The organism is Streptomyces sp. NPDC052236, assembly GCF_044548015.1.
In the GTDB taxonomy this organism is placed as follows: domain Bacteria; phylum Actinomycetota; class Actinomycetes; order Streptomycetales; family Streptomycetaceae; genus Streptomyces.
Window position 1 is genome coordinate 301,776 of the sequence record NZ_JBIUBL010000007.1, and the last position, 16,148, is coordinate 317,923.

21 protein-coding genes are annotated in these 16,148 nt (G+C 70.7%); 2 read left to right on the forward strand and 19 right to left on the reverse strand.

The window, feature by feature from the left end; all coding sequences use genetic code 11:
• Positions 1 to 19 precede the first annotated feature (19 nt).
• The 9 genes from trpA to hisI form a co-directional block, all read right to left on the reverse strand.
• Positions 20 to 835: a tryptophan synthase subunit alpha gene (gene trpA / locus ACIHCQ_RS15165; RefSeq protein ID WP_399661965.1), complete on the reverse strand. Its 816-nt coding sequence runs from the start codon at positions 833 to 835 to the stop codon at positions 20 to 22.
• On the reverse strand, positions 832 to 2,073 hold the full coding sequence (gene trpB / locus ACIHCQ_RS15170) for a tryptophan synthase subunit beta (RefSeq protein WP_399661966.1): 1,242 nt from the start codon (positions 2,071 to 2,073) through the stop codon (positions 832 to 834). The genes trpA and trpB overlap by 4 nt, the downstream gene beginning before the upstream one ends.
• Positions 2,074 to 2,199: 126 nt before the next feature.
• The gene (gene trpM / locus ACIHCQ_RS15175; RefSeq protein WP_399662054.1) at positions 2,200 to 2,418 is read right to left on the reverse strand and encodes a tryptophan biosynthesis modulator TrpM; all 219 of its coding nucleotides are present in this window, start codon (positions 2,416 to 2,418) and stop codon (positions 2,200 to 2,202) included.
• A gap of 76 nt (positions 2,419 to 2,494) precedes the next feature.
• Complete coding sequence (gene trpC / locus ACIHCQ_RS15180; RefSeq protein ID WP_399661968.1) at positions 2,495 to 3,304, reverse strand: indole-3-glycerol phosphate synthase TrpC; 810 nt, start codon at positions 3,302 to 3,304, stop codon at positions 2,495 to 2,497.
• A 160-nt stretch (positions 3,305 to 3,464) separates the two neighbouring features.
• Positions 3,465 to 3,950 (reverse strand): DUF2752 domain-containing protein, encoded by a 486-nt coding sequence (locus ACIHCQ_RS15185; protein ID WP_399661970.1) that lies wholly within the window; start codon positions 3,948 to 3,950, stop codon positions 3,465 to 3,467.
• 56 nt (positions 3,951 to 4,006) lie between these two features.
• Positions 4,007 to 4,318: an HGxxPAAW family protein gene (locus ACIHCQ_RS15190; RefSeq protein WP_399661972.1), complete on the reverse strand. Its 312-nt coding sequence runs from the start codon at positions 4,316 to 4,318 to the stop codon at positions 4,007 to 4,009.
• A gap of 121 nt (positions 4,319 to 4,439) precedes the next feature.
• Positions 4,440 to 5,132, reverse strand: coding sequence for a TIGR02234 family membrane protein (locus ACIHCQ_RS15195; protein ID WP_399661974.1), 693 nt, complete (start codon positions 5,130 to 5,132; stop codon positions 4,440 to 4,442).
• A 17-nt stretch (positions 5,133 to 5,149) separates the two neighbouring features.
• Complete coding sequence (locus ACIHCQ_RS15200; protein WP_399661976.1) at positions 5,150 to 6,634, reverse strand: anthranilate synthase component I; 1,485 nt, start codon at positions 6,632 to 6,634, stop codon at positions 5,150 to 5,152.
• A gap of 11 nt (positions 6,635 to 6,645) precedes the next feature.
• A complete protein-coding gene (gene hisI, locus ACIHCQ_RS15205; protein WP_399661977.1) occupies positions 6,646 to 7,065 on the reverse strand; it encodes a phosphoribosyl-AMP cyclohydrolase in 420 nt (139 codons plus the stop codon).
• 83 nt (positions 7,066 to 7,148) lie between these two features.
• On the opposite strand from hisI, the gene ACIHCQ_RS15210 reads away from it, so the two are divergent.
• Positions 7,149 to 7,787, forward strand: coding sequence for a TIGR03085 family metal-binding protein (locus tag ACIHCQ_RS15210; RefSeq protein ID WP_399661979.1), 639 nt, complete (start codon positions 7,149 to 7,151; stop codon positions 7,785 to 7,787).
• Positions 7,788 to 7,850: 63 nt separating this feature from the next.
• Here the strand turns inward: ACIHCQ_RS15210 and ACIHCQ_RS15215 are convergent, their stop codons facing one another.
• From ACIHCQ_RS15215 to hisD, 10 genes are all read right to left on the reverse strand, one after another.
• The gene (locus tag ACIHCQ_RS15215) at positions 7,851 to 8,225 is read right to left on the reverse strand and encodes a hypothetical protein (protein WP_399661981.1); all 375 of its coding nucleotides are present in this window, start codon (positions 8,223 to 8,225) and stop codon (positions 7,851 to 7,853) included.
• Positions 8,222 to 8,440: a hypothetical protein gene (locus ACIHCQ_RS15220; protein ID WP_399661982.1), complete on the reverse strand. Its 219-nt coding sequence runs from the start codon at positions 8,438 to 8,440 to the stop codon at positions 8,222 to 8,224. The genes ACIHCQ_RS15215 and ACIHCQ_RS15220 overlap by 4 nt, the downstream gene beginning before the upstream one ends.
• Positions 8,441 to 8,528: 88 nt before the next feature.
• Positions 8,529 to 9,284: an imidazole glycerol phosphate synthase subunit HisF gene (gene hisF / locus ACIHCQ_RS15225; RefSeq protein WP_399661984.1), complete on the reverse strand. Its 756-nt coding sequence runs from the start codon at positions 9,282 to 9,284 to the stop codon at positions 8,529 to 8,531.
• Positions 9,281 to 9,685, reverse strand: a complete 405-nt coding sequence (locus ACIHCQ_RS15230; RefSeq protein WP_399661986.1) for a RidA family protein — start codon at positions 9,683 to 9,685, stop codon at positions 9,281 to 9,283. The genes hisF and ACIHCQ_RS15230 overlap by 4 nt, the downstream gene beginning before the upstream one ends.
• 5 nt (positions 9,686 to 9,690) lie before the next feature.
• A complete protein-coding gene (gene priA / locus ACIHCQ_RS15235; RefSeq protein ID WP_399661988.1) occupies positions 9,691 to 10,431 on the reverse strand; it encodes a bifunctional 1-(5-phosphoribosyl)-5-((5-phosphoribosylamino)methylideneamino)imidazole-4-carboxamide isomerase/phosphoribosylanthranilate isomerase PriA in 741 nt (246 codons plus the stop codon).
• Entirely contained in the window at positions 10,431 to 11,072 is a 642-nt protein-coding gene (hisH, locus tag ACIHCQ_RS15240; protein WP_399661990.1) for an imidazole glycerol phosphate synthase subunit HisH, read from the reverse strand. The genes priA and hisH overlap by 1 nt, the downstream gene beginning before the upstream one ends.
• Complete coding sequence (locus ACIHCQ_RS15245) at positions 11,069 to 11,236, reverse strand: hypothetical protein (RefSeq protein ID WP_399661992.1); 168 nt, start codon at positions 11,234 to 11,236, stop codon at positions 11,069 to 11,071. Before ACIHCQ_RS15245 ends, hisH begins: the two co-directional genes overlap by 4 nt.
• A 4-nt stretch (positions 11,237 to 11,240) precedes the next feature.
• Positions 11,241 to 11,834 (reverse strand): imidazoleglycerol-phosphate dehydratase HisB, encoded by a 594-nt coding sequence (hisB, locus tag ACIHCQ_RS15250; protein WP_399661994.1) that lies wholly within the window; start codon positions 11,832 to 11,834, stop codon positions 11,241 to 11,243.
• Entirely contained in the window at positions 11,831 to 12,937 is a 1,107-nt protein-coding gene (locus ACIHCQ_RS15255) for a histidinol-phosphate transaminase (protein WP_399662056.1), read from the reverse strand. Before ACIHCQ_RS15255 ends, hisB begins: the two co-directional genes overlap by 4 nt.
• Before the next feature lie 11 nt (positions 12,938 to 12,948).
• Positions 12,949 to 14,289, reverse strand: coding sequence for a histidinol dehydrogenase (gene hisD / locus ACIHCQ_RS15260; protein WP_399661996.1), 1,341 nt, complete (start codon positions 14,287 to 14,289; stop codon positions 12,949 to 12,951).
• Between the two features lie 226 nt (positions 14,290 to 14,515).
• On the opposite strand from hisD, the gene ACIHCQ_RS15265 reads away from it, so the two are divergent.
• Positions 14,516 to 16,060, forward strand: coding sequence for an oxidoreductase (locus ACIHCQ_RS15265; protein WP_399662058.1), 1,545 nt, complete (start codon positions 14,516 to 14,518; stop codon positions 16,058 to 16,060).
• Positions 16,061 to 16,148: the final 88 nt, after the last annotated feature.

Below are 16,148 nucleotides of genomic sequence, written 5' to 3' on the forward strand. Positions count from 1 at the left end.
GCTACGAGCCACGTACCGGCTACGCGCCCCGGCGCATCCCCTTGGCGAGGTCGCCCGCCAGTTCCCGTACCGCTTCAAGACCTGCGGCCTCGTCCGGCGCGTCCAGCATCCGCTTGACGAACGCCGTCCCGACGATCACCCCGTCCGCGAAGCCGGCGACCTGCGCCGCCTGCGCCACGTTGGACACCCCCAGGCCCACACAGACCGGCAGCTCGGTCGTGGCCCTGGTCCGCCGGACCAGGTCCTGGGCCTGCTCGCCCACCGACTCGCGGGTGCCGGTGACGCCCATCAGCGACGCCGCGTACACAAAGCCGGAACCGGCCGCCGTGATCTTCGCCAGCCGCTCGTCCTTGCTGCTCGGCGCGACGACGAAGACCGTGGCGAGGCCGTGCTTCTCGGCATGCTCGCGCCACACTCCGGCCTCCTGCACCGGCAGATCGGGCAGGATGCAGCCCGCGCCGCCCGCGTCGGCAAGCTCGGCGGTGAAGCGCTCGACGCCGTACCGGTCGATCGGGTTCCAGTACGTCATGACGAGGACCGGCTTGCCGGTGGCCCGGTGGGCCTCGCGGACCGTACGCATCACATCGGCGATCTTGACGCCGCCGCGCAGCGCGATGTCGTCGGCGGTCTGGATGACCGGGCCGTCCAGGACCGGGTCGCTGTGCGGCAGCCCGACCTCCATCACGTCCGCGCCGCCGTCCAGCACCGCCTTGACAGCCGCGATCCCGCCCTCGACGGACGGGAACCCGGCCGGGAGGTAGGCGATGAGCGCCGCCCGGTTCTCGCTCCTGGCCTGCGCCAAGGTGGTGTTCAACAGCTCGATGTTGCCGCTCACTTCGCGTCCCCCTCGCCGTCGTACAGCCCGAAGTAGCGGGCAGCGGTGTCCATGTCCTTGTCGCCGCGGCCGGACAGATTGACGAGGATCAGCCCGTCCTTGCCGAGCTCCTTGCCGACCTCCAGGGCTCCGGCCAGCGCGTGTGCGCTCTCAATCGCCGGAATGATCCCTTCGGTACGGGAGAGCAGCCGCAGCGACTCCATCGCGGCCTTGTCGGTCACGGCCCGGTACTCTCCGCGCCCGGTTTCCTTGAGATACGCGTGCTCGGGGCCGATGCCCGGGTAGTCGAGTCCGGCCGAGATCGAATAGGGCTCGGTGATCTGGCCCTCCTCGTCCTGGAGGACGTACGACCGCGAACCGTGCAGGATGCCGGGCTCGCCCGCGGTGAGGGTGGCCGCGTGCTCCCCGGTCTCCACGCCGTGGCCCGCGGGCTCGCAGCCCACCAGGCGTACGGACGCGTCCGGGATGAACGCGTGGAACAGCCCGATGGCATTGGACCCGCCGCCGACGCAGGCGATGGCCGCGTCCGGCAGCCGCCCGGCCCGCTCCAGGATCTGGCGGCGCGCCTCCACGCCGATCACGCGGTGGAAGTCGCGCACCATCGCGGGGAAGGGGTGCGGACCGGCCACCGTGCCGAAGAGGTAGTGCGTACGGTCCACATTGGCGACCCAGTCCCGGAACGCCTCATTGATCGCGTCCTTCAGGGTCCTGCTGCCGGAGGTCACCGGAATGACCTCGGCGCCGAGCATTCGCATCCGGGCGACGTTCAGGGCCTGGCGCTCGGTGTCGATCTCGCCCATGTAAATGGTGCATTCGAGGCCGAAGAGGGCGCAGGCGGTCGCGGTCGCGACGCCGTGCTGGCCCGCGCCGGTCTCGGCGATGACCCGGGTCTTGCCCATACGCCGGGTGAGCAGCGCCTGGCCCAGCACGTTGTTGATCTTGTGCGAGCCGGTGTGGTTGAGGTCCTCCCGCTTGAGGAAGACCCGCGCGCCGCCGGCGTGCTCGGCGAACCGGGGCACTTCGGTGAGCGCGCTCGGGCGGCCGGTGTAATTGACCATCAGGTCGTTGAGCTCGGCGATGAAGGCCGGGTCGGACTTGGCCTTGTCGTACTCGACGGCGACCTCGTCCACCGCGGCGACCAGCGCCTCGGGGATGAACTTGCCGCCGAACGCGCCGAAGTAGCCCTCGGCGTTGGGGACTTGACCTGCGGGGTCGGGAATGAAGAAGTCAGAAGACATCCGACGTACTCCTCGAAAGGGGGCCTGGTCTGCAAGGGACACGGGACGCCGAGCACCTTGCCTACGTCTGTCACGGCCAGGGCGTGCGCGGTCGTGCGAAGGCGCGCGAGGGCGTGTCAGAGCGTGTTAACGGCGGTGGTGCGCGGCGCGGGCGCGCCATCGCATGCCGTTGACCTGGCCGGGCTCGGAGCCGATGACGTACCGCACGCGGCGGCCGTGCACCCTGCGGGCCGGGGCCCGGCAGCCGCGGGGCTTGCAGCCGCGGGCGAGGCGCGCGTACGGGTCACGTACGGCGCTCGCCGCCTGGTCCCCACCGGGACGGCCGACGCCGCCGAAGCCGACGATCGCGTACGCCGTCGCCGCCGGGCGGCCCGGCAGGGCGACAGCGCAGGCGTCGGCGGTGGCGGCGGCCATCGGTCGGTCAGCTCCGGCCGTGCCGCAGCGCCGGGTGCGCGCCGGCGGCGACCAGGTCGGCGACGGCCGACTTCGGGTCGCGGCCGGTGACCAGGGACTCGCCCACGAGCACGGCGTCGGCGCCCGCGTTGGCGTAGGCGATCAGGTCGTGCGGACCGCGTACGCCCGATTCGGCGACCTTGACGATGTGCGCCGGGATCTCGGGGACGACCCGCTCGAAGGTGGAGCGGTCGACCTTGAGCGTCTTCAGATCGCGGGCATTGACGCCGATGATCTTCGCTCCGGCCGCGACGGCACGCTCGGCCTCGTCCTCGTCGTGCACCTCGACGAGCGGGGTGAGCCCGATCGACTCGGCACGCTCGATCAGCGAGACCAGCGCCTCCTGCTCAAGGGCGGCCACGATCAGCAGCACCAGGTCTGCGCCGTAGGCACGGGCCTCCCACAGCTGGTACGCGGTGACGATGAAGTCCTTGCGCAGCAGCGGGATGTCGACCCTGGCGCGGACGGCTTCGAGGTCGGCGAGCGAGCCGCCGAAGCGACGCTCTTCAGTCAGTACGGAGATGACGGCCGCGCCGCCCGCCTCGTAGTCGGCGGCGAGTGCCGCCGGGTCCGCGATGGCGGCAAGCGCGCCCTTGGACGGGCTGGAGCGCTTGACCTCGCAGATGACGGTGACGCCCTCGCCGCGCAGTGCGGCGACGCCGTCCTTCGCCGCGGGTGCCTTGGCGGCGCGCTGCTTGAGCTCGTCAAGGCTGACTCGCGCCTGCCGCTCTGCGAGGTCGGCGCGTACGCCTTCGATGATCTCGTCGAGCACACTCACGCGAGCGGCCCCCTTCCGGGACGGTGGAGTTGATCAGGATCTCAGGATCATGGATCGGGATCAATGGGTGAGGATCAGCCATGTCGATGGTATCCGCAGGAGGGCCAAGGGTTCGCATCCGGTTGACGCCAACGCTCTCACCTGGGGCTTCATGGCGGGCTCAGGGAGCGAGAGCGGCCCCGAACGGCAGGTTACGGACCACGCTGAAGACCAGCAGCACGCCCCCCAGCGCCCACCACCAGACTGGCGCGATCGCACCCCTCCAGGACGGCCTGAGGGGCGCTCCCCGTACGGCGTGAATCAGCCACATGACCATGACCACGGCGAAGACGCCGTAGCCGACGACGGCCACGGCGTTGGCCCCGAAGGCGGTGGCCAGGTCGCCGTGGATGAAGGCGTGGGCGCTGCGCAGGCCGCCGCAGCCGGGGCAGTAGATCCCGGTGTAGCGGAGCAGCGGGCAGACCGGATAGTGGCCGGGTTCATTCGGATCGACCGTGCCGACGTACGTGAAGGCCGCGGCGACCCCGGCGAGGGCGGCCAGCGGCGGGGCCAGGCGCCGCGCGAGCGGGGCGGGTGCGGGTGGCGGTGGCGGTACGGGTGTGGCGGAGGAAGGCGTGGCGTCCACCCGGTGATTCTCCCCGTTCATAGGGAAAGGCGCAGCCCTGCGACCGCCGGGCTGCGCCGAGCGTGGTGCGTGGTGCGTCAGGAGGAGGTCGTCTGCGCCTCGGGGGCGTGCGACTTGGCGGTCTGGCCCTCGGAGGTCTGGGCCTCAGGCTGCTTCTGCCCCGCTGCCGCCCTGGCGCGCGTCAGGCTCTCCGGCTCCTTCGGCATGCCGAGGCCCGCGGCCTTCATGGCGAGGCCGACCACTCCGCCGATCGGGATGATGGCCATACCGGCCCAGAAGCCCAGGGGATTGGCCGCCACCATGAAGACGCCTGCGACGCAGAAGCCGATGAAACAGATGGTGGCACCGGTCCAGGCGGCCGGGGTGTGTCCGTGGTTGCTGCCCGCCATGAGTTCGCTCCTTGTTGCTGTTGCCCTGTGGTGAGCCTGTGCTCTGTGTGCTGAGCCGGACGCTCAACTGTCATTGTCCTGTACGCCGGGACATGGACGCGGCCGGGGGTCACGCTGGGGGTCACGCTTCTCGTGTCGGGTCCTCGCCGCGGTCCAGGGCTTTCCACAGGTCCTCGGGCCGCTCCGGGTCCACGACCGGGGCCTTGCGGGGCCGGGGGGTGCCGTCGCGCTCGTAGCGGCCCGACATGGCAGGCCAGCTCCTGCCGTACCGCAGCGCGAGCAGGCCCGCGAGCAGGATCAGAAGGCTGCCCGCCACCGTGGCGTAGGGCCAGGCGGTGTGCGTGAGCGCGTCGACCGTGGCGGCCGTGTCGCCCGTCGCCTTCGCGGCCTCCGCGTTGAGGGCGGCGCTGTCGGAGGCGCCGAGGTACGCGGCGATGGCCGCGCCCGCGCCGCTCAGGGTGAGCAGGGCGGCGACGAGGAACCGGCCCGCGCTGCGTACGGCGAAGACGGCGACCAGGGCGGCGAGGCCGACGATGGCGAGGGCGGTGGGGACGCCGGTGACGTCGCCGCCCTTGGCGTCGAGCGGCAGCGTGCCGCCGGCGACGGCGGCCGTGCCCTCGGCCCAGACCTGGCCGGAGGCGAGCAGCACGACGGTCGCGCCGACCGCGCCGAGGAGCAGCGCGGCGGCAAGGCTGCGGCGGCTGCTTGTGGCGACGGCCGCGGAGGCGTCGCTGGTGGAGGCGTTGGTGGTGGAGGCGTTGGTGGCGGGCTGAGGGACGGGCTGGGGTACAGGTACAGCACTCACGTACCCCACTATCCCCTACGGCTCGTTCAGCCGTTGAGGCGGTTCGCCGTGTGGACGGCGCGGAGCACCGCGGCGGCCTTGTTCCGGCACTCCGTGTCCTCGGCGACCGGGTCCGAGTCCGCCACCACACCCGCTCCCGCCTGTACGAACGCCGTGCCGTCGCGCAGCAGCGCGGTGCGGATGGCGATCGCGGTGTCGGAGTCGCCCGCGAAGTCGAGATAGCCGACGCAGCCGCCGTACAGTCCGCGCCGCGAGGGTTCGAGCTCGTCGATGATCTGCATCGCGCGGGGCTTGGGCGCGCCGGAGAGCGTGCCCGCGGGGAAGCAGGCGGTCAGTACGTCGAAGGCGGTACGGTCCGCGCCGACCCGGCCGGTCACGGTCGAGACGATGTGCATGACATGGGAGTACATCTCGACCGACATGAAGTCGACCACCTCGACGCTGCCCGGTTCACAGACCCGGCCGAGGTCGTTACGGCCGAGATCGACCAGCATCAGATGCTCGGCGCGCTCCTTGGGGTCGGCCAGCAGCTCATCCGCGAGAGCCTGGTCCTCCTGCGGCGTCGCGCCGCGCGGCCGGGTCCCGGCGATGGGGTGGACCATGGCGTGCCCGTCCTCGACCTTGACCAGCGCCTCGGGGCTGGAGCCGACGACGTCGAAGCCCTCGAAGCGGAGGAGGTACATGTACGGGCTGGGGTTGGTGGCCCGCAGCACCCGGTAGACGTCCAGCGCGCTCGCGCTGCAGGGGGTCTCGAACCGCTGCGACGGCACGACTTGGAAGGCCTCCCCGGCGCGGATGCGCTCCTTGATGTCCTCGACGGCGTCCTGGTAGTCCTTGCCGCCCCACAGCGCGGAGAACTCGGGCAGCTCGGAGGGCGGCAGGACGGCGGGCGTGACGGCCACCGGACGCCCGAGGTCGGCCTCCATGGCGTCGAGGCGGGCGACGGCGTCCGCGTACGCCTCGTCGATGCCGGTGTCGAGGTCGTTGTGGTTGATGGCGTTGGCGATCAGCAGGACGGTGCCGTCCCAGTGGTCGAAGACCGCGAGGTCCGAGGTGAGCATCATGGTCAGCTCGGGCAGCTTGAGATCGTCGCGCTCGCCGGGGCCGATCTTCTCCAGGCGGCGGACGATGTCGTACCCGAGATAGCCGACCATGCCGCCGGTGAAGGGCGGCATCCCGGAGTCGGGATTGCGGGGAGTGTGCAGGGCCTCGACGGTCGCGCGCAGGGCCTGGAGCGGGTCGCCGTCGACCGGTACGCCGACGGGTGGGGTGCCGAGCCAGCGCACCTGGCCGTCGCGTTCGGTCAGGGTCGCCGCGCTGCGTACGCCGACGAAGGAGTACCGGGCCCAGGACCTTCCGTTCTCGGCGGACTCCAGCAGGAAGGTGCCTTCGCGCTCGTCGGCGAGCTTGCGGTAGAGCCCGACCGGGGTGTCGCCGTCCGCGAGGAGCTTGCGGCTGACGGGGATGACGCGACGGTCGGTGGCAAGCTTGCGGAAGGTGTCGAGATCCATGGCGCCCGACCCTACTGGCCCGGCGACGGCACGATGTCGCCGAGCGGGAGTACGTCGTGACCGAGCGGGAGTACGTCGGCGTCGAAGCAGGTGCGCGCCCCGGTGTGGCAGGCGGCGCCCACCTGGTCGACCTTGACCAGGACGGTGTCGGCGTCGCAGTCGAGGGCGACGGACTTGACGTGCTGGACATGGCCGGAGGTGTCGCCCTTGACCCAGTACTCCTGGCGGCTGCGGGACCAGTAGGTGCAGCGGCCGGTGGTCAGGGTGCGGTGCAGGGCCTCATCATCCATCCAGCCGAGCATCAGCACCTCGCCGGTGTCGTACTGCTGGGCGATGGCCGGAAACAGGCCGTCGGCGGTGCGCTTGAGGCGGGCGGCGACGGCGGGATCGAGCGGGCCGTTGGGGACATTGCTGGGGATACTGCTGGTCATACCGCCATTGTGCCGGTTACGGCAGGGCCGGTGGACGGTGCGTCCACTGGGCGGACCGGGTGGCGCCGCCGTACGCTGGCGTCATGTCGACCCATGCGAAGCGTGAACGGCTTCTGCTCGCCGATCTGTTGGAAGCGGCGGGTCCAGACGCTCCGACCCTGTGCGAGGGCTGGACGGCCCGCGATCTGGCCGCCCATGTGGTGGTGCGCGAGCGCCGCGCGGACGCGGCCGGCGGGATACTGATCCCCGCGCTCAAGAGCCGTCTGGAACGGGTGCAGGCGGAGTTCGCCGCGAAGCCGTACGAGGAGCTGATCCAGCTGATCCGTACGGGACCGCCGCGGCTGTCCCCGTACGGCATCAAGCAGCTCGACGAGGCGGCGAACACCGTGGAGTTCTACGTCCACAGCGAGGATGTGCGGCGGGCGCAGCCAGACTGGACGCCGCGGAAGCTGGATCCGGTCTTCGAGAACGCCCTGTGGGTCCGGCTGGAGAAGGCGGCCCGGCTGCTGGGCCGCAAGTCCCCGGTGGGCCTGGTGCTGCGCCGTACGGACGGGCAGACGGCGGTCGCGCACCGCGGGACCCCGGTGGTGACGGTGACCGGGGAGCCGGGCGAGCTGACGATGTTCGCGTTCGGCCGGCAGGACACGGCGCGGGTGGAGCTGGAGGGCGACAAGGCGGCGATCACCCGGCTGCACGAGGAGATCAAGGCGTTCGGGATGTAGCTCCCTCCAGCCGGAATCTCCCTCCGGCCGGAGTCTTCAGCGCGGGGTCATGGCCCTTACGTCTCAGACCTTCCATGAGCGCAGCAGACGGGCGGCCTCTTGCAGGTCCGCCTCGTCGCTGCGGATGTCCGTGACGAGCTTCGCCATGTCGCCGTACAACGGCGTGATCGGCTCTCCGGACTGCACCATGTACTCCCAGGCACAGGCCATGCCGATCGAAGCGTTGTAGTCGGTGAACGGACGCAGCCGCAGGGAAGTGTGCAGGAAGGTCGCGGCCCTCGTTGCGACCTCCTCGTAGTACGGCTCACCGGCAAGGCGCTCGTACCGATGCCGTACGGCCATGCACTGCAGCGCGCCCCAGTCGCGGATGGGGGTGTTTTCCGGGGAGACCTCGATCTGAATGTTGAGGACCCATCCGGCGTCGACGTACAGGGTCACCGGAGCCCCTTCGGAAACCTCTGGTCGAACTCCACGATGAGCTCGCGAGCCTTCTCCGTAGCGCCCTCGATGAAGCGCTGCTTCTGCCGTCGGCGCACCACGTCCTCGGTCAGTATGTCGTGGGCCAGCCGCTTGATCGCGACGCCTTGCTCCTTGGCCTCCGCACGCAGCTCGGCCAGTTCTTCTTCGGTGAATTCGATCGTGATTCCAGGCATGCGAGCAGCTTAGGGCAGCCGGTACCCCAATCACTACCGCAGTCACTACTACGAGCGAATCATCGAACTGGCGAGCGGTGGGCGACCATCAGCGGACGGGGTGTCCGGCCTCGCGCAGGGCCTCCTTGACCTGGGAAATGCGCAGGTCACCGAAGTGGAAGACCGACGCGGCCAGCACCGCGTCCGCGCCCGCCGCGACCGCCGGGGGGAAGTCGGCGAGCTTGCCCGCGCCGCCCGAGGCGATGACCGGGACCGTGACGTGCTTGCGTACGGCCGCGATCATCTCGGTGTCGTAGCCGTCCTTCGTACCGTCCGCGTCCATCGAGTTGAGCAGGATCTCGCCCGCGCCGAGCTCGGCGGCCCGGTGCGCCCATTCGACGGCGTCGATGCCCGTGCCCTTGCGGCCACCGTGCGTGGTGACCTCGAAGGAACCTTCCGGCGTGCGCCGGGCGTCGACCGACAGGACCAGGACCTGACGGCCGAAGCGCTCCGCGATCTCACGGATCAGGTCGGGGCGGGCGATCGCGGCGGTGTTGACGCCCACCTTGTCGGCGCCCGCCCGCAGCAGCTTGTCGACGTCGTCCGCCGCGCGGACGCCGCCGCCGACCGTGAGCGGGATGAAGACCTGCTCGGCGGTGCGGCGCACCACGTCGTAGGTCGTCTCCCGGTTCCCGGAGGAGGCCGTGATGTCCAGGAAGGTCAGCTCGTCGGCGCCCTCGGCGTCGTACAGCTTGGCCATCTCCACGGGATCACCCGCGTCGCGCAGGTTCTGGAAGTTGACACCCTTGACGACCCGGCCGTTGTCCACGTCCAGGCACGGGATGACTCGGACAGCGAGAGTCACTGCTCCACACCTCCTCGGTACGCCTCGACCTCGACCTCGACGACGAGACTCGGGTCGATGAAGCCGGAGACGATCAGCATCGACGCGGCCGGGCGGACCGCGTCGAACAGCTCCTTGTGGGCGCGGCCGACCTCGTCCACATCGCGGGCGTGGGTGAGGTACATCCGCGTACGCACCACATCCGCGGCGCCGAGCCCGAGCTCCTTCAGGGCGTCGAAGGCGACGGCGAACGCGGTCATGGTCTGCTCGTAGGGCGAGCCGTCCGCGATCTGGCCGCCCACGACCGACGTGCAGCCGGAGACCAGGACCAGGCCGTTCGGCAGCTCGACCGCGCGGGAGTAGCCGATGGCGTCCTCCCAGGGACCCTTCGAGCCGATACGCCGTACAGAACCGCTGCTCATCTCGCTCATTCCGCTACCGCCTCGAGGGCCTCTTCCAGCGTGAACGCCTCCGCGTACAGCGCCTTCCCGACGATCGCGCCTTCGACGCCCTCCGGGACCAGCGCCGCGATCGCGCGCAGGTCGTCCAGCGAGGAGACGCCGCCGGACGCGACGACAGGCTTGTCGGTCGCCGCGCACACATTGCGCAGCAGCTCCAGGTTCGGGCCCTGGAGGGTGCCGTCCTTGGCGATGTCGGTGACGACGTAGCGGGCGCAGCCCTCGGAGTCGAGCCGGGCGAGGGTCTCGTACAGGTCGCCGCCGTCGCGCGTCCAGCCGCGACCGCGCAGCGTGGTGCCGCGTACGTCCAGGCCGACCGCGATCTTGTCGCCGAACTCGGCGATGACCTTGGCAACCCACTCGGGGGTCTCCAGCGCGGCCGTGCCCAGGTTGACCCGGGTGCAGCCGGTTGCCAGCGCGGCGGCCAGCGAGGCGTCGTCGCGGATGCCGCCCGACAGCTCGACCTTGATGTCCATCGCCGCGGCGACCTCGGCGATCAGCGCCCGGTTGTCGCCGGTGCCGAAGGCGGCGTCCAGGTCAACCAGGTGCAGCCATTCGGCGCCCGCGCGCTGCCAGGTCAGGGCGGCTTCCAGCGGGGAGCCGTACGAGGTCTCCGAACCGGACTCGCCGTGCACGAGGCGGACGGCCTGGCCGTCGCGTACGTCAACCGCGGGGAGGAGTTCAAGCTTCTGCGTTACAGCCTCAGGCATTACAGCGTCTCGATCCAGTTGGTCAGCAGCTGGGCGCCGGCGTCGCCGGACTTCTCGGGGTGGAACTGGGTCGCCCACAGCGCGCTGTTCTCGACGGCGGCGACGAAGCGCTCGCCGTGCGTGGCCCAGGTGACCTGGGGCGCGCGGATGGCGGGGTTGGTGACTTCGAGCTCCCAGTCGTGCGCGGCGTAGGAGTGTACGAAGTAGAACCGGGCGTCGGGGTCGACACCGGCGAAGAGGCGGCTGTCGGCGGGCGCTTCGACGGTGTTCCAGCCCATGTGGGGGACGATCGGGGCCTTCAGCGGGCCGACCGTGCCGGGCCACTCGTCGAGGCCCGCGGTCTGCACGCCGTGCTCGATGCCGCGCGCGAAGAGGATCTGCATGCCGACGCAGATGCCCATGACGGGACGTCCGCCGGAGAGCCTGCGGTCCACGATCCAGTCGCCGCGGGCCTGCTTGAGGCCCTCCATGCAGGCGGCGAACGCGCCGACGCCGGGGACGAGGAGGCCGTCGGCGTTCATGGCCGTGTCGTAGTCGCGGGTGATCTCGACGTCCGCGCCGATCCGGGCGAGGGCGCGCTCGGCGGAGCGGACATTGCCGAATCCGTAGTCGAACACCACGACTTTCTTCGCTGCGCTCATTCCCAGATCCCCTGAATCCGCATGACACCGGCGACCAGGCACATCACCGAGGCGATGGAGAGAAGCACGATCACGCCCTTGGGCATCTCCTGCTTGTGGAAGGAGTACACACCGCCCGCGAGGAAAAGCCCGACAATGATGAGGATGGTGTTGAGGCCGGTCATGGAGTTACAGCGCGCCCTTCGTGGACGGGAGGATCCCGGCGGCGCGCGGGTCGCGCTCAGAGGCGTACCGCAGCGCGCGGGCCAGCGCCTTGAACTGGCACTCCACGATGTGGTGGGCGTTGCGGCCGTACGGCACGTGGACGTGCAGCGCGATCTGGGCCTGCGCGACGAACGACTCCAGGATGTGCCGGGTCATCGTCGTGTCGTACTCGCCGATCATCGGCGCCATCTTCTCGGGCTCGGTGTGTACGAGGTACGGGCGGCCCGAGAGGTCCACGGTGACCTGGGCGAGGGACTCGTCCAGCGGCACGGTGCAGTTGCCGAAGCGGTAGATGCCGACCTTGTCGCCGAGGGCCTGCTTGAAGGCGGCGCCGAGCGCGAGGGCGGTGTCCTCGATGGTGTGGTGCGAGTCGATGTGCAGATCGCCCTCGGTCTTCACGGTGAGGTCGAACATGCCGTGGCGCCCGAGCTGGTCGAGCATGTGGTCGTAGAAGCCGACCCCGGTCGCGACATCGACCTTCCCGCGGCCGTCGAGGTTGATCTCGACGACGACGGACGTCTCCTTGGTGGTGCGTTCGACCCGGCCTACGCGGCTCATCGATTCTGCTCCTTCTTGAGTGCGCGCACCGCATCGAGGAACGCGTCGTTCTCTGCCGGGGTGCCCGCGGTGACCCGCAGCCAGCCCGGTACGCCGTTGTCCCGGACCAGGACACCCCGGTCGAGGATCTGCTGCCACACCGCGTGCGCGTCCTGGAATCGTCCGAACTGGACGAAGTTCGCGTCGGAGTCGGTGACCTCGTAGCCGATGTCACGCAGTTCGGAGACCAGGCGGTCCCGCTCGGCCTTGAGCTGCTCTACGTACCCCAGCAGCGTATCCGTGTGCTCCAGCGCGGCGAGCGCGGTGGCCTGGGTGACGGCGGAGAGGTGGTACGGCAGGCGCACCAGCTGGACGGCGTCGACCACGGCGGGGTGCGCGGCAAGATAGCCCAGGCGCAGACCGGCCGCACCGAAGGCCTTGGACATGGTGCGCGAGACCACCAGGTTCGGCCTGCCCTCGATCAGCGGCAGGAGGGAGGGTCGGTGGCTGAATTCGACGTACGCCTCGTCGATCACGACCAGTGAGGGCTTCGCGCTCTGCGCCGCCTCATACAGGGCGAGGGCCGTCCCGGCCTCGACCGCCGTGCCCGTGGGGTTGTTGGGCGAGGTGATGAAGACCACGTCGGGACGGTGCTCGGCGATGGCCGCGGCGGCGGCGGTCGCGTCGATGGTGAAGTCGTCGTTGCGCGGCCCGGAGATCCAGCCGGTGCCGGTGCCGCGGGCGATCAGGCCGTGCATGGAGTACGAGGGCTCGAAGCCGATGGCGGTACGGCCGGGTCCGGCGAAGGTCTGCAGCAGCTGCTGGATGACCTCGTTGGAGCCGTTGGCCGCCCAGACGTTGGCGAGGCCGACCTCGTGCCCGGCGGTGCGGGTGAGGTAGCGGGCCAGCTCGGTGCGGAGCTCGACCGCGTCCCGGTCGGGGTAGCGGTTGAGCGTACGGGCGGCTTCGCGGACGCGCTCGGTGATGCGGTCGACCAGCGGCTCGGGCAGCGAGTAGGGGTTCTCGTTGGTGTTCAGCTGGACGGGTACGTCGAGCTGGGGCGCGCCGTACGGGGATTTGCCGCGCAGCTCGTCCCGGATGGGCAGATCGTCGATACGGGTCACGTCGATGCCGGTCACTGCTGGGGCACCTTCCAGTCGTCGAAGCGGGCCTTGACCGCCGCGCCGTGCGCGGGCAGGTCCTCGGCCTCCGCCAGCGTCACCACGTGGCGGCTCACCTCGGCGAGCGCGTCGCGCGTGTACTCCACGACGTGGATGCCGCGCAGGAAGGACTGGACGGAAAGACCGGAGGAGTGGCAGGCGCAGCCGCCGGTCGGCAGGACGTGGTTGGAGCCCGCGCAGTAGTCGCCGAGGGAGACCGGCGACCACGGGCCGACGAAGACCGCGCCCGCGTTACGGACCCGGGCGGCGAGGGCGGCGGCGTCGGCGGTCTGGATCTCCAGGTGCTCGGCGCCGTACGCGTTGACGACCTTCAGGCCGTCCTCCAGGTCCGAGACGAGCACGATCGCGGACTGCCTGCCCGACAGGGCGGGCACAACCCGGTCCGTGATGTGCTTGGTCGCGGCGACCTGCGGCTCCAGCTCCTTGTCGACCGCGTCGGCGAGGTCCGCCGAGTCGGTGACGAGGACGGCGGCGGCCAGCGGGTCGTGTTCGGCCTGGCTGATCAGGTCGGCGGCGACGTGCACCGGGTCGGCGGTGTGGTCGGCGAGGATCGCAATCTCGGTGGGGCCCGCTTCGGTGTCGATGCCGATGCGGCCCGCGAAGTAGCGCTTGGCGGCGGCGACCCAGATGTTGCCGGGGCCTGTGACCATGTTGACGGGGGCGCAGCCCTCGGTTCCGTACGCGAACATCGCGACGGCCGTGGCGCCGCCGGCGGCGTACACCTCGTCGATGCCGAGCAGCGCGCAGGCGGCGAGGATCGTCGGGTGCGGCAGGCCGCCGAATTCGTTCTGCGCCGGGGAGGCGAGGGCGATGGACTCGACGCCCGCTTCCTGCGCGGGCACCACGTTCATGATCACGGAGGACGGGTAGACGGACCGGCCGCCCGGCGCGTACAGCCCGACGCGGTCGACCGGGACCCACCTCTCGGTGACGGTGCCGCCGGGGACGACCTGGGTGGTGTGCTCGCTGCGGCGCTGCGCGCGGTGGACGATCCTGGCGCGCCGGATCGACTCCTCCAGGGCGGCCCGCACCTGCGGGTCGAGCTGCTCCAGGGCGTCGGCGAGCGCCTGGGCGGGCACCCGTACGCGCTTCAGTCGCACGCCGTCGAACTTCTCCGCGTACTCGATCAGCGCCGCGTCGCCGCGATGGCGTACGTCCTCGCAGATGGGCCGCACCTTTTCCAGGGCGGCTGCCACGTCGAACTCGGCTCGGGGCAGGAGGTCGCGCAGGGCTCCGCCGTCGGGGAGGGCGTCGCCGCGCAGATCGATGCGGGCCAGAAAGTGAGATTGCAGCACGGAATCAATTCTCGCAGACCGAAATCCGCCCCTGGTCGTCCGTATCACTGGCTGATACACGCCACGGTGGCCCCAGCCGTTGCGAATGACTACTAGCGTTCGCTCCGTTACTGAGCGGGAAGAACAGCTGTACGAGCCTTTACAGGCGAGAGAAGCGGAGGAACAGGTAGTGACAGTGCCGCCGGACGACGTACTTCCGGATGGGCTGACGGCCACCGAGCAGCGGATGTGGAACGCCTTCCGGAACGGATCGACCTGCGATCTGAGCGAGGCCAATCCGCTGCTGAACGATCCGTTCTCCCCACGCCCCTGGGGCGACGAGCGCAGCGTCAGCGCGTCCGCGGTCGCCCGGCTGCTGCTCAGCGGTCCGTCGGCGCGGCCGGGCCGGGTCGCCGCGCTCAAGCTCCGCGGGGTGCAGATCACCGGGACCCTCAAGCTCGCGGGCGGCAATATCGCCCCGTATGTCGAGCTGAACGGCTGCCGCTTCGACAGCGAGGTGCTGATGCCGGAGGCGCACTTCACCACGGTACGGATGGTGGGCTGCGCGATACCGCGGCTGGAGGCGGCCCGGTTGCGTACGGAGGGTGATTTGCATCTGCCACGCTGCCGGGTCGAGCACGGCATCCGGCTCACGGACGCGCAGATCGGCACGGACCTGCTGATCAGTCAGATCAACGTCAGGCCGGACCGGCGGGGCCGTGCGATCACCGCCGACGGGCTGTCGGTCGCGCAGGACTTACAGGCCGAGCTGATGGAGATATACGGCGAGTTCAGCCTGCGCGGCGCGAAGATCGGGGTCTCGCTGAGCCTGCGCGGCAGTCGCCTGCGGGCGGCGGCGGAGCGGCGCGCGCTGAACGCGCCGCAGCTGAGCGTGGAGCGGACGCTCCATATGACGGGCGCGTGGGTGAGCGAGTCCACGGGCAATCCGGGATCCACTCCGCCGTTCGGGACCGGTAGTACGGCCACGCCCGCGCGGGGCACGCGGATGCAGCGCTTCGAGTGCCACGGCGGGGTGCGGCTGGACGACGGGCGCTTCGGCGACGCGATCGACCTGCACCACGCGCGGTTCGTGCTGAGCCCTCTGGAGGAGCTGTCGCTGCGCAGAATCGCCGCGCCGGAGCTGCGGTTCAACGCGGAGTGCCCGCAGGAGGGGCGCGTCGTGCTGAACGGCGCGAAGGTGGTGACGCTGGTGGACCTGGCTGCGAGCTGGCCGGGGCCCGGCGGTCTCGCGATGGCGGGGTTCGTGTACGAGAACCTGGTCTCGTACGAGGATTTCCCGCTCAGCAAGCGCCTGGAGTGGGTGGAGTCGGCGACTCCGGAGTACTCCCCGGAGCCGTACGAACGCCTGGCGACGGTCCTGCGCAACAGCGGCGAGGACGCGGAGGCGCGGCAGGTGCTGCTGGCGAAGCAGCGCCGCCGCCGGGAGACGCTGCCGCTGGCCGCGAAGCTGTGGGGCTATCTCCAGGACTGGACGGTGGCGTACGGCTACCGGCCGGGGAGGGCGGCACTGTGGATGGCGGTGCTGTGGGCGGCGGGGGCGGCGGCGTTCGCCCAGGTGGACCCGGCGCCGATCAAGGCGGAGGAGCACCCTCGGTGGAACGCGGCGCTGTACGCGCTGGACCTGCTGGTGCCGGTGATCAACCTGGGCCAGGACGGCTACTGGCGCCTGGACGCGCACTGGCAGTGGGCGTCGGCGGCGCTGATCCTGCTGGGCTGGATTCTGGCGACGACGGTGGCGGCGGGGGCGTCTCGACTGCTGCGGCGGGGTTGAGGGGTGGGGGGTGGGGGCTGGGCCGCCCTGCGCCCCGCACCCTTGCCGGGTGCGGGGCGCACGGCTTCACGGGCTGCGCCCGGCCCCC

Excerpts from the sequence above, each read along its gene's own strand:
- ACIHCQ_RS15190 (WP_399661972.1), bottom strand. The coding sequence starts at position 4,318 with ATGGCGGGCAGCAACCACGGACACACCCCGGCCGCCTGGACCGGTGCC.
- hisH (WP_399661990.1), bottom strand. The coding sequence starts at position 11,072 with ATGAGCGCAGCGAAGAAAGTCGTGGTGTTCGACTACGGATTCGGCAAT.
- priA (WP_399661988.1), bottom strand. The coding sequence starts at position 10,431 with ATGCCTGAGGCTGTAACGCAGAAGCTTGAACTCCTCCCCGCGGTTGAC.
- hisI (WP_399661977.1), bottom strand. The coding sequence starts at position 7,065 with ATGACCAGCAGTATCCCCAGCAATGTCCCCAACGGCCCGCTCGATCCC.
- trpB (WP_399661966.1), bottom strand. The coding sequence starts at position 2,073 with ATGTCTTCTGACTTCTTCATTCCCGACCCCGCAGGTCAAGTCCCCAAC.
- ACIHCQ_RS15265 (WP_399662058.1), top strand. The coding sequence starts at position 14,516 with ATGTGGAACGCCTTCCGGAACGGATCGACCTGCGATCTGAGCGAGGCC.
- ACIHCQ_RS15230 (WP_399661986.1), bottom strand. The coding sequence starts at position 9,685 with ATGAGCAGCGGTTCTGTACGGCGTATCGGCTCGAAGGGTCCCTGGGAG.
- ACIHCQ_RS15220 (WP_399661982.1), bottom strand. The coding sequence starts at position 8,440 with ATGCCTGGAATCACGATCGAATTCACCGAAGAAGAACTGGCCGAGCTG.
- hisB (WP_399661994.1), bottom strand. The coding sequence starts at position 11,834 with ATGAGCCGCGTAGGCCGGGTCGAACGCACCACCAAGGAGACGTCCGTC.
- ACIHCQ_RS15245 (WP_399661992.1), bottom strand. The coding sequence starts at position 11,236 with ATGACCGGCCTCAACACCATCCTCATCATTGTCGGGCTTTTCCTCGCG.
- ACIHCQ_RS15210 (WP_399661979.1), top strand. The coding sequence starts at position 7,149 with ATGTCGACCCATGCGAAGCGTGAACGGCTTCTGCTCGCCGATCTGTTG.
- ACIHCQ_RS15185 (WP_399661970.1), bottom strand. The coding sequence starts at position 3,950 with ATGAACGGGGAGAATCACCGGGTGGACGCCACGCCTTCCTCCGCCACA.
- ACIHCQ_RS15200 (WP_399661976.1), bottom strand. The coding sequence starts at position 6,634 with ATGGATCTCGACACCTTCCGCAAGCTTGCCACCGACCGTCGCGTCATC.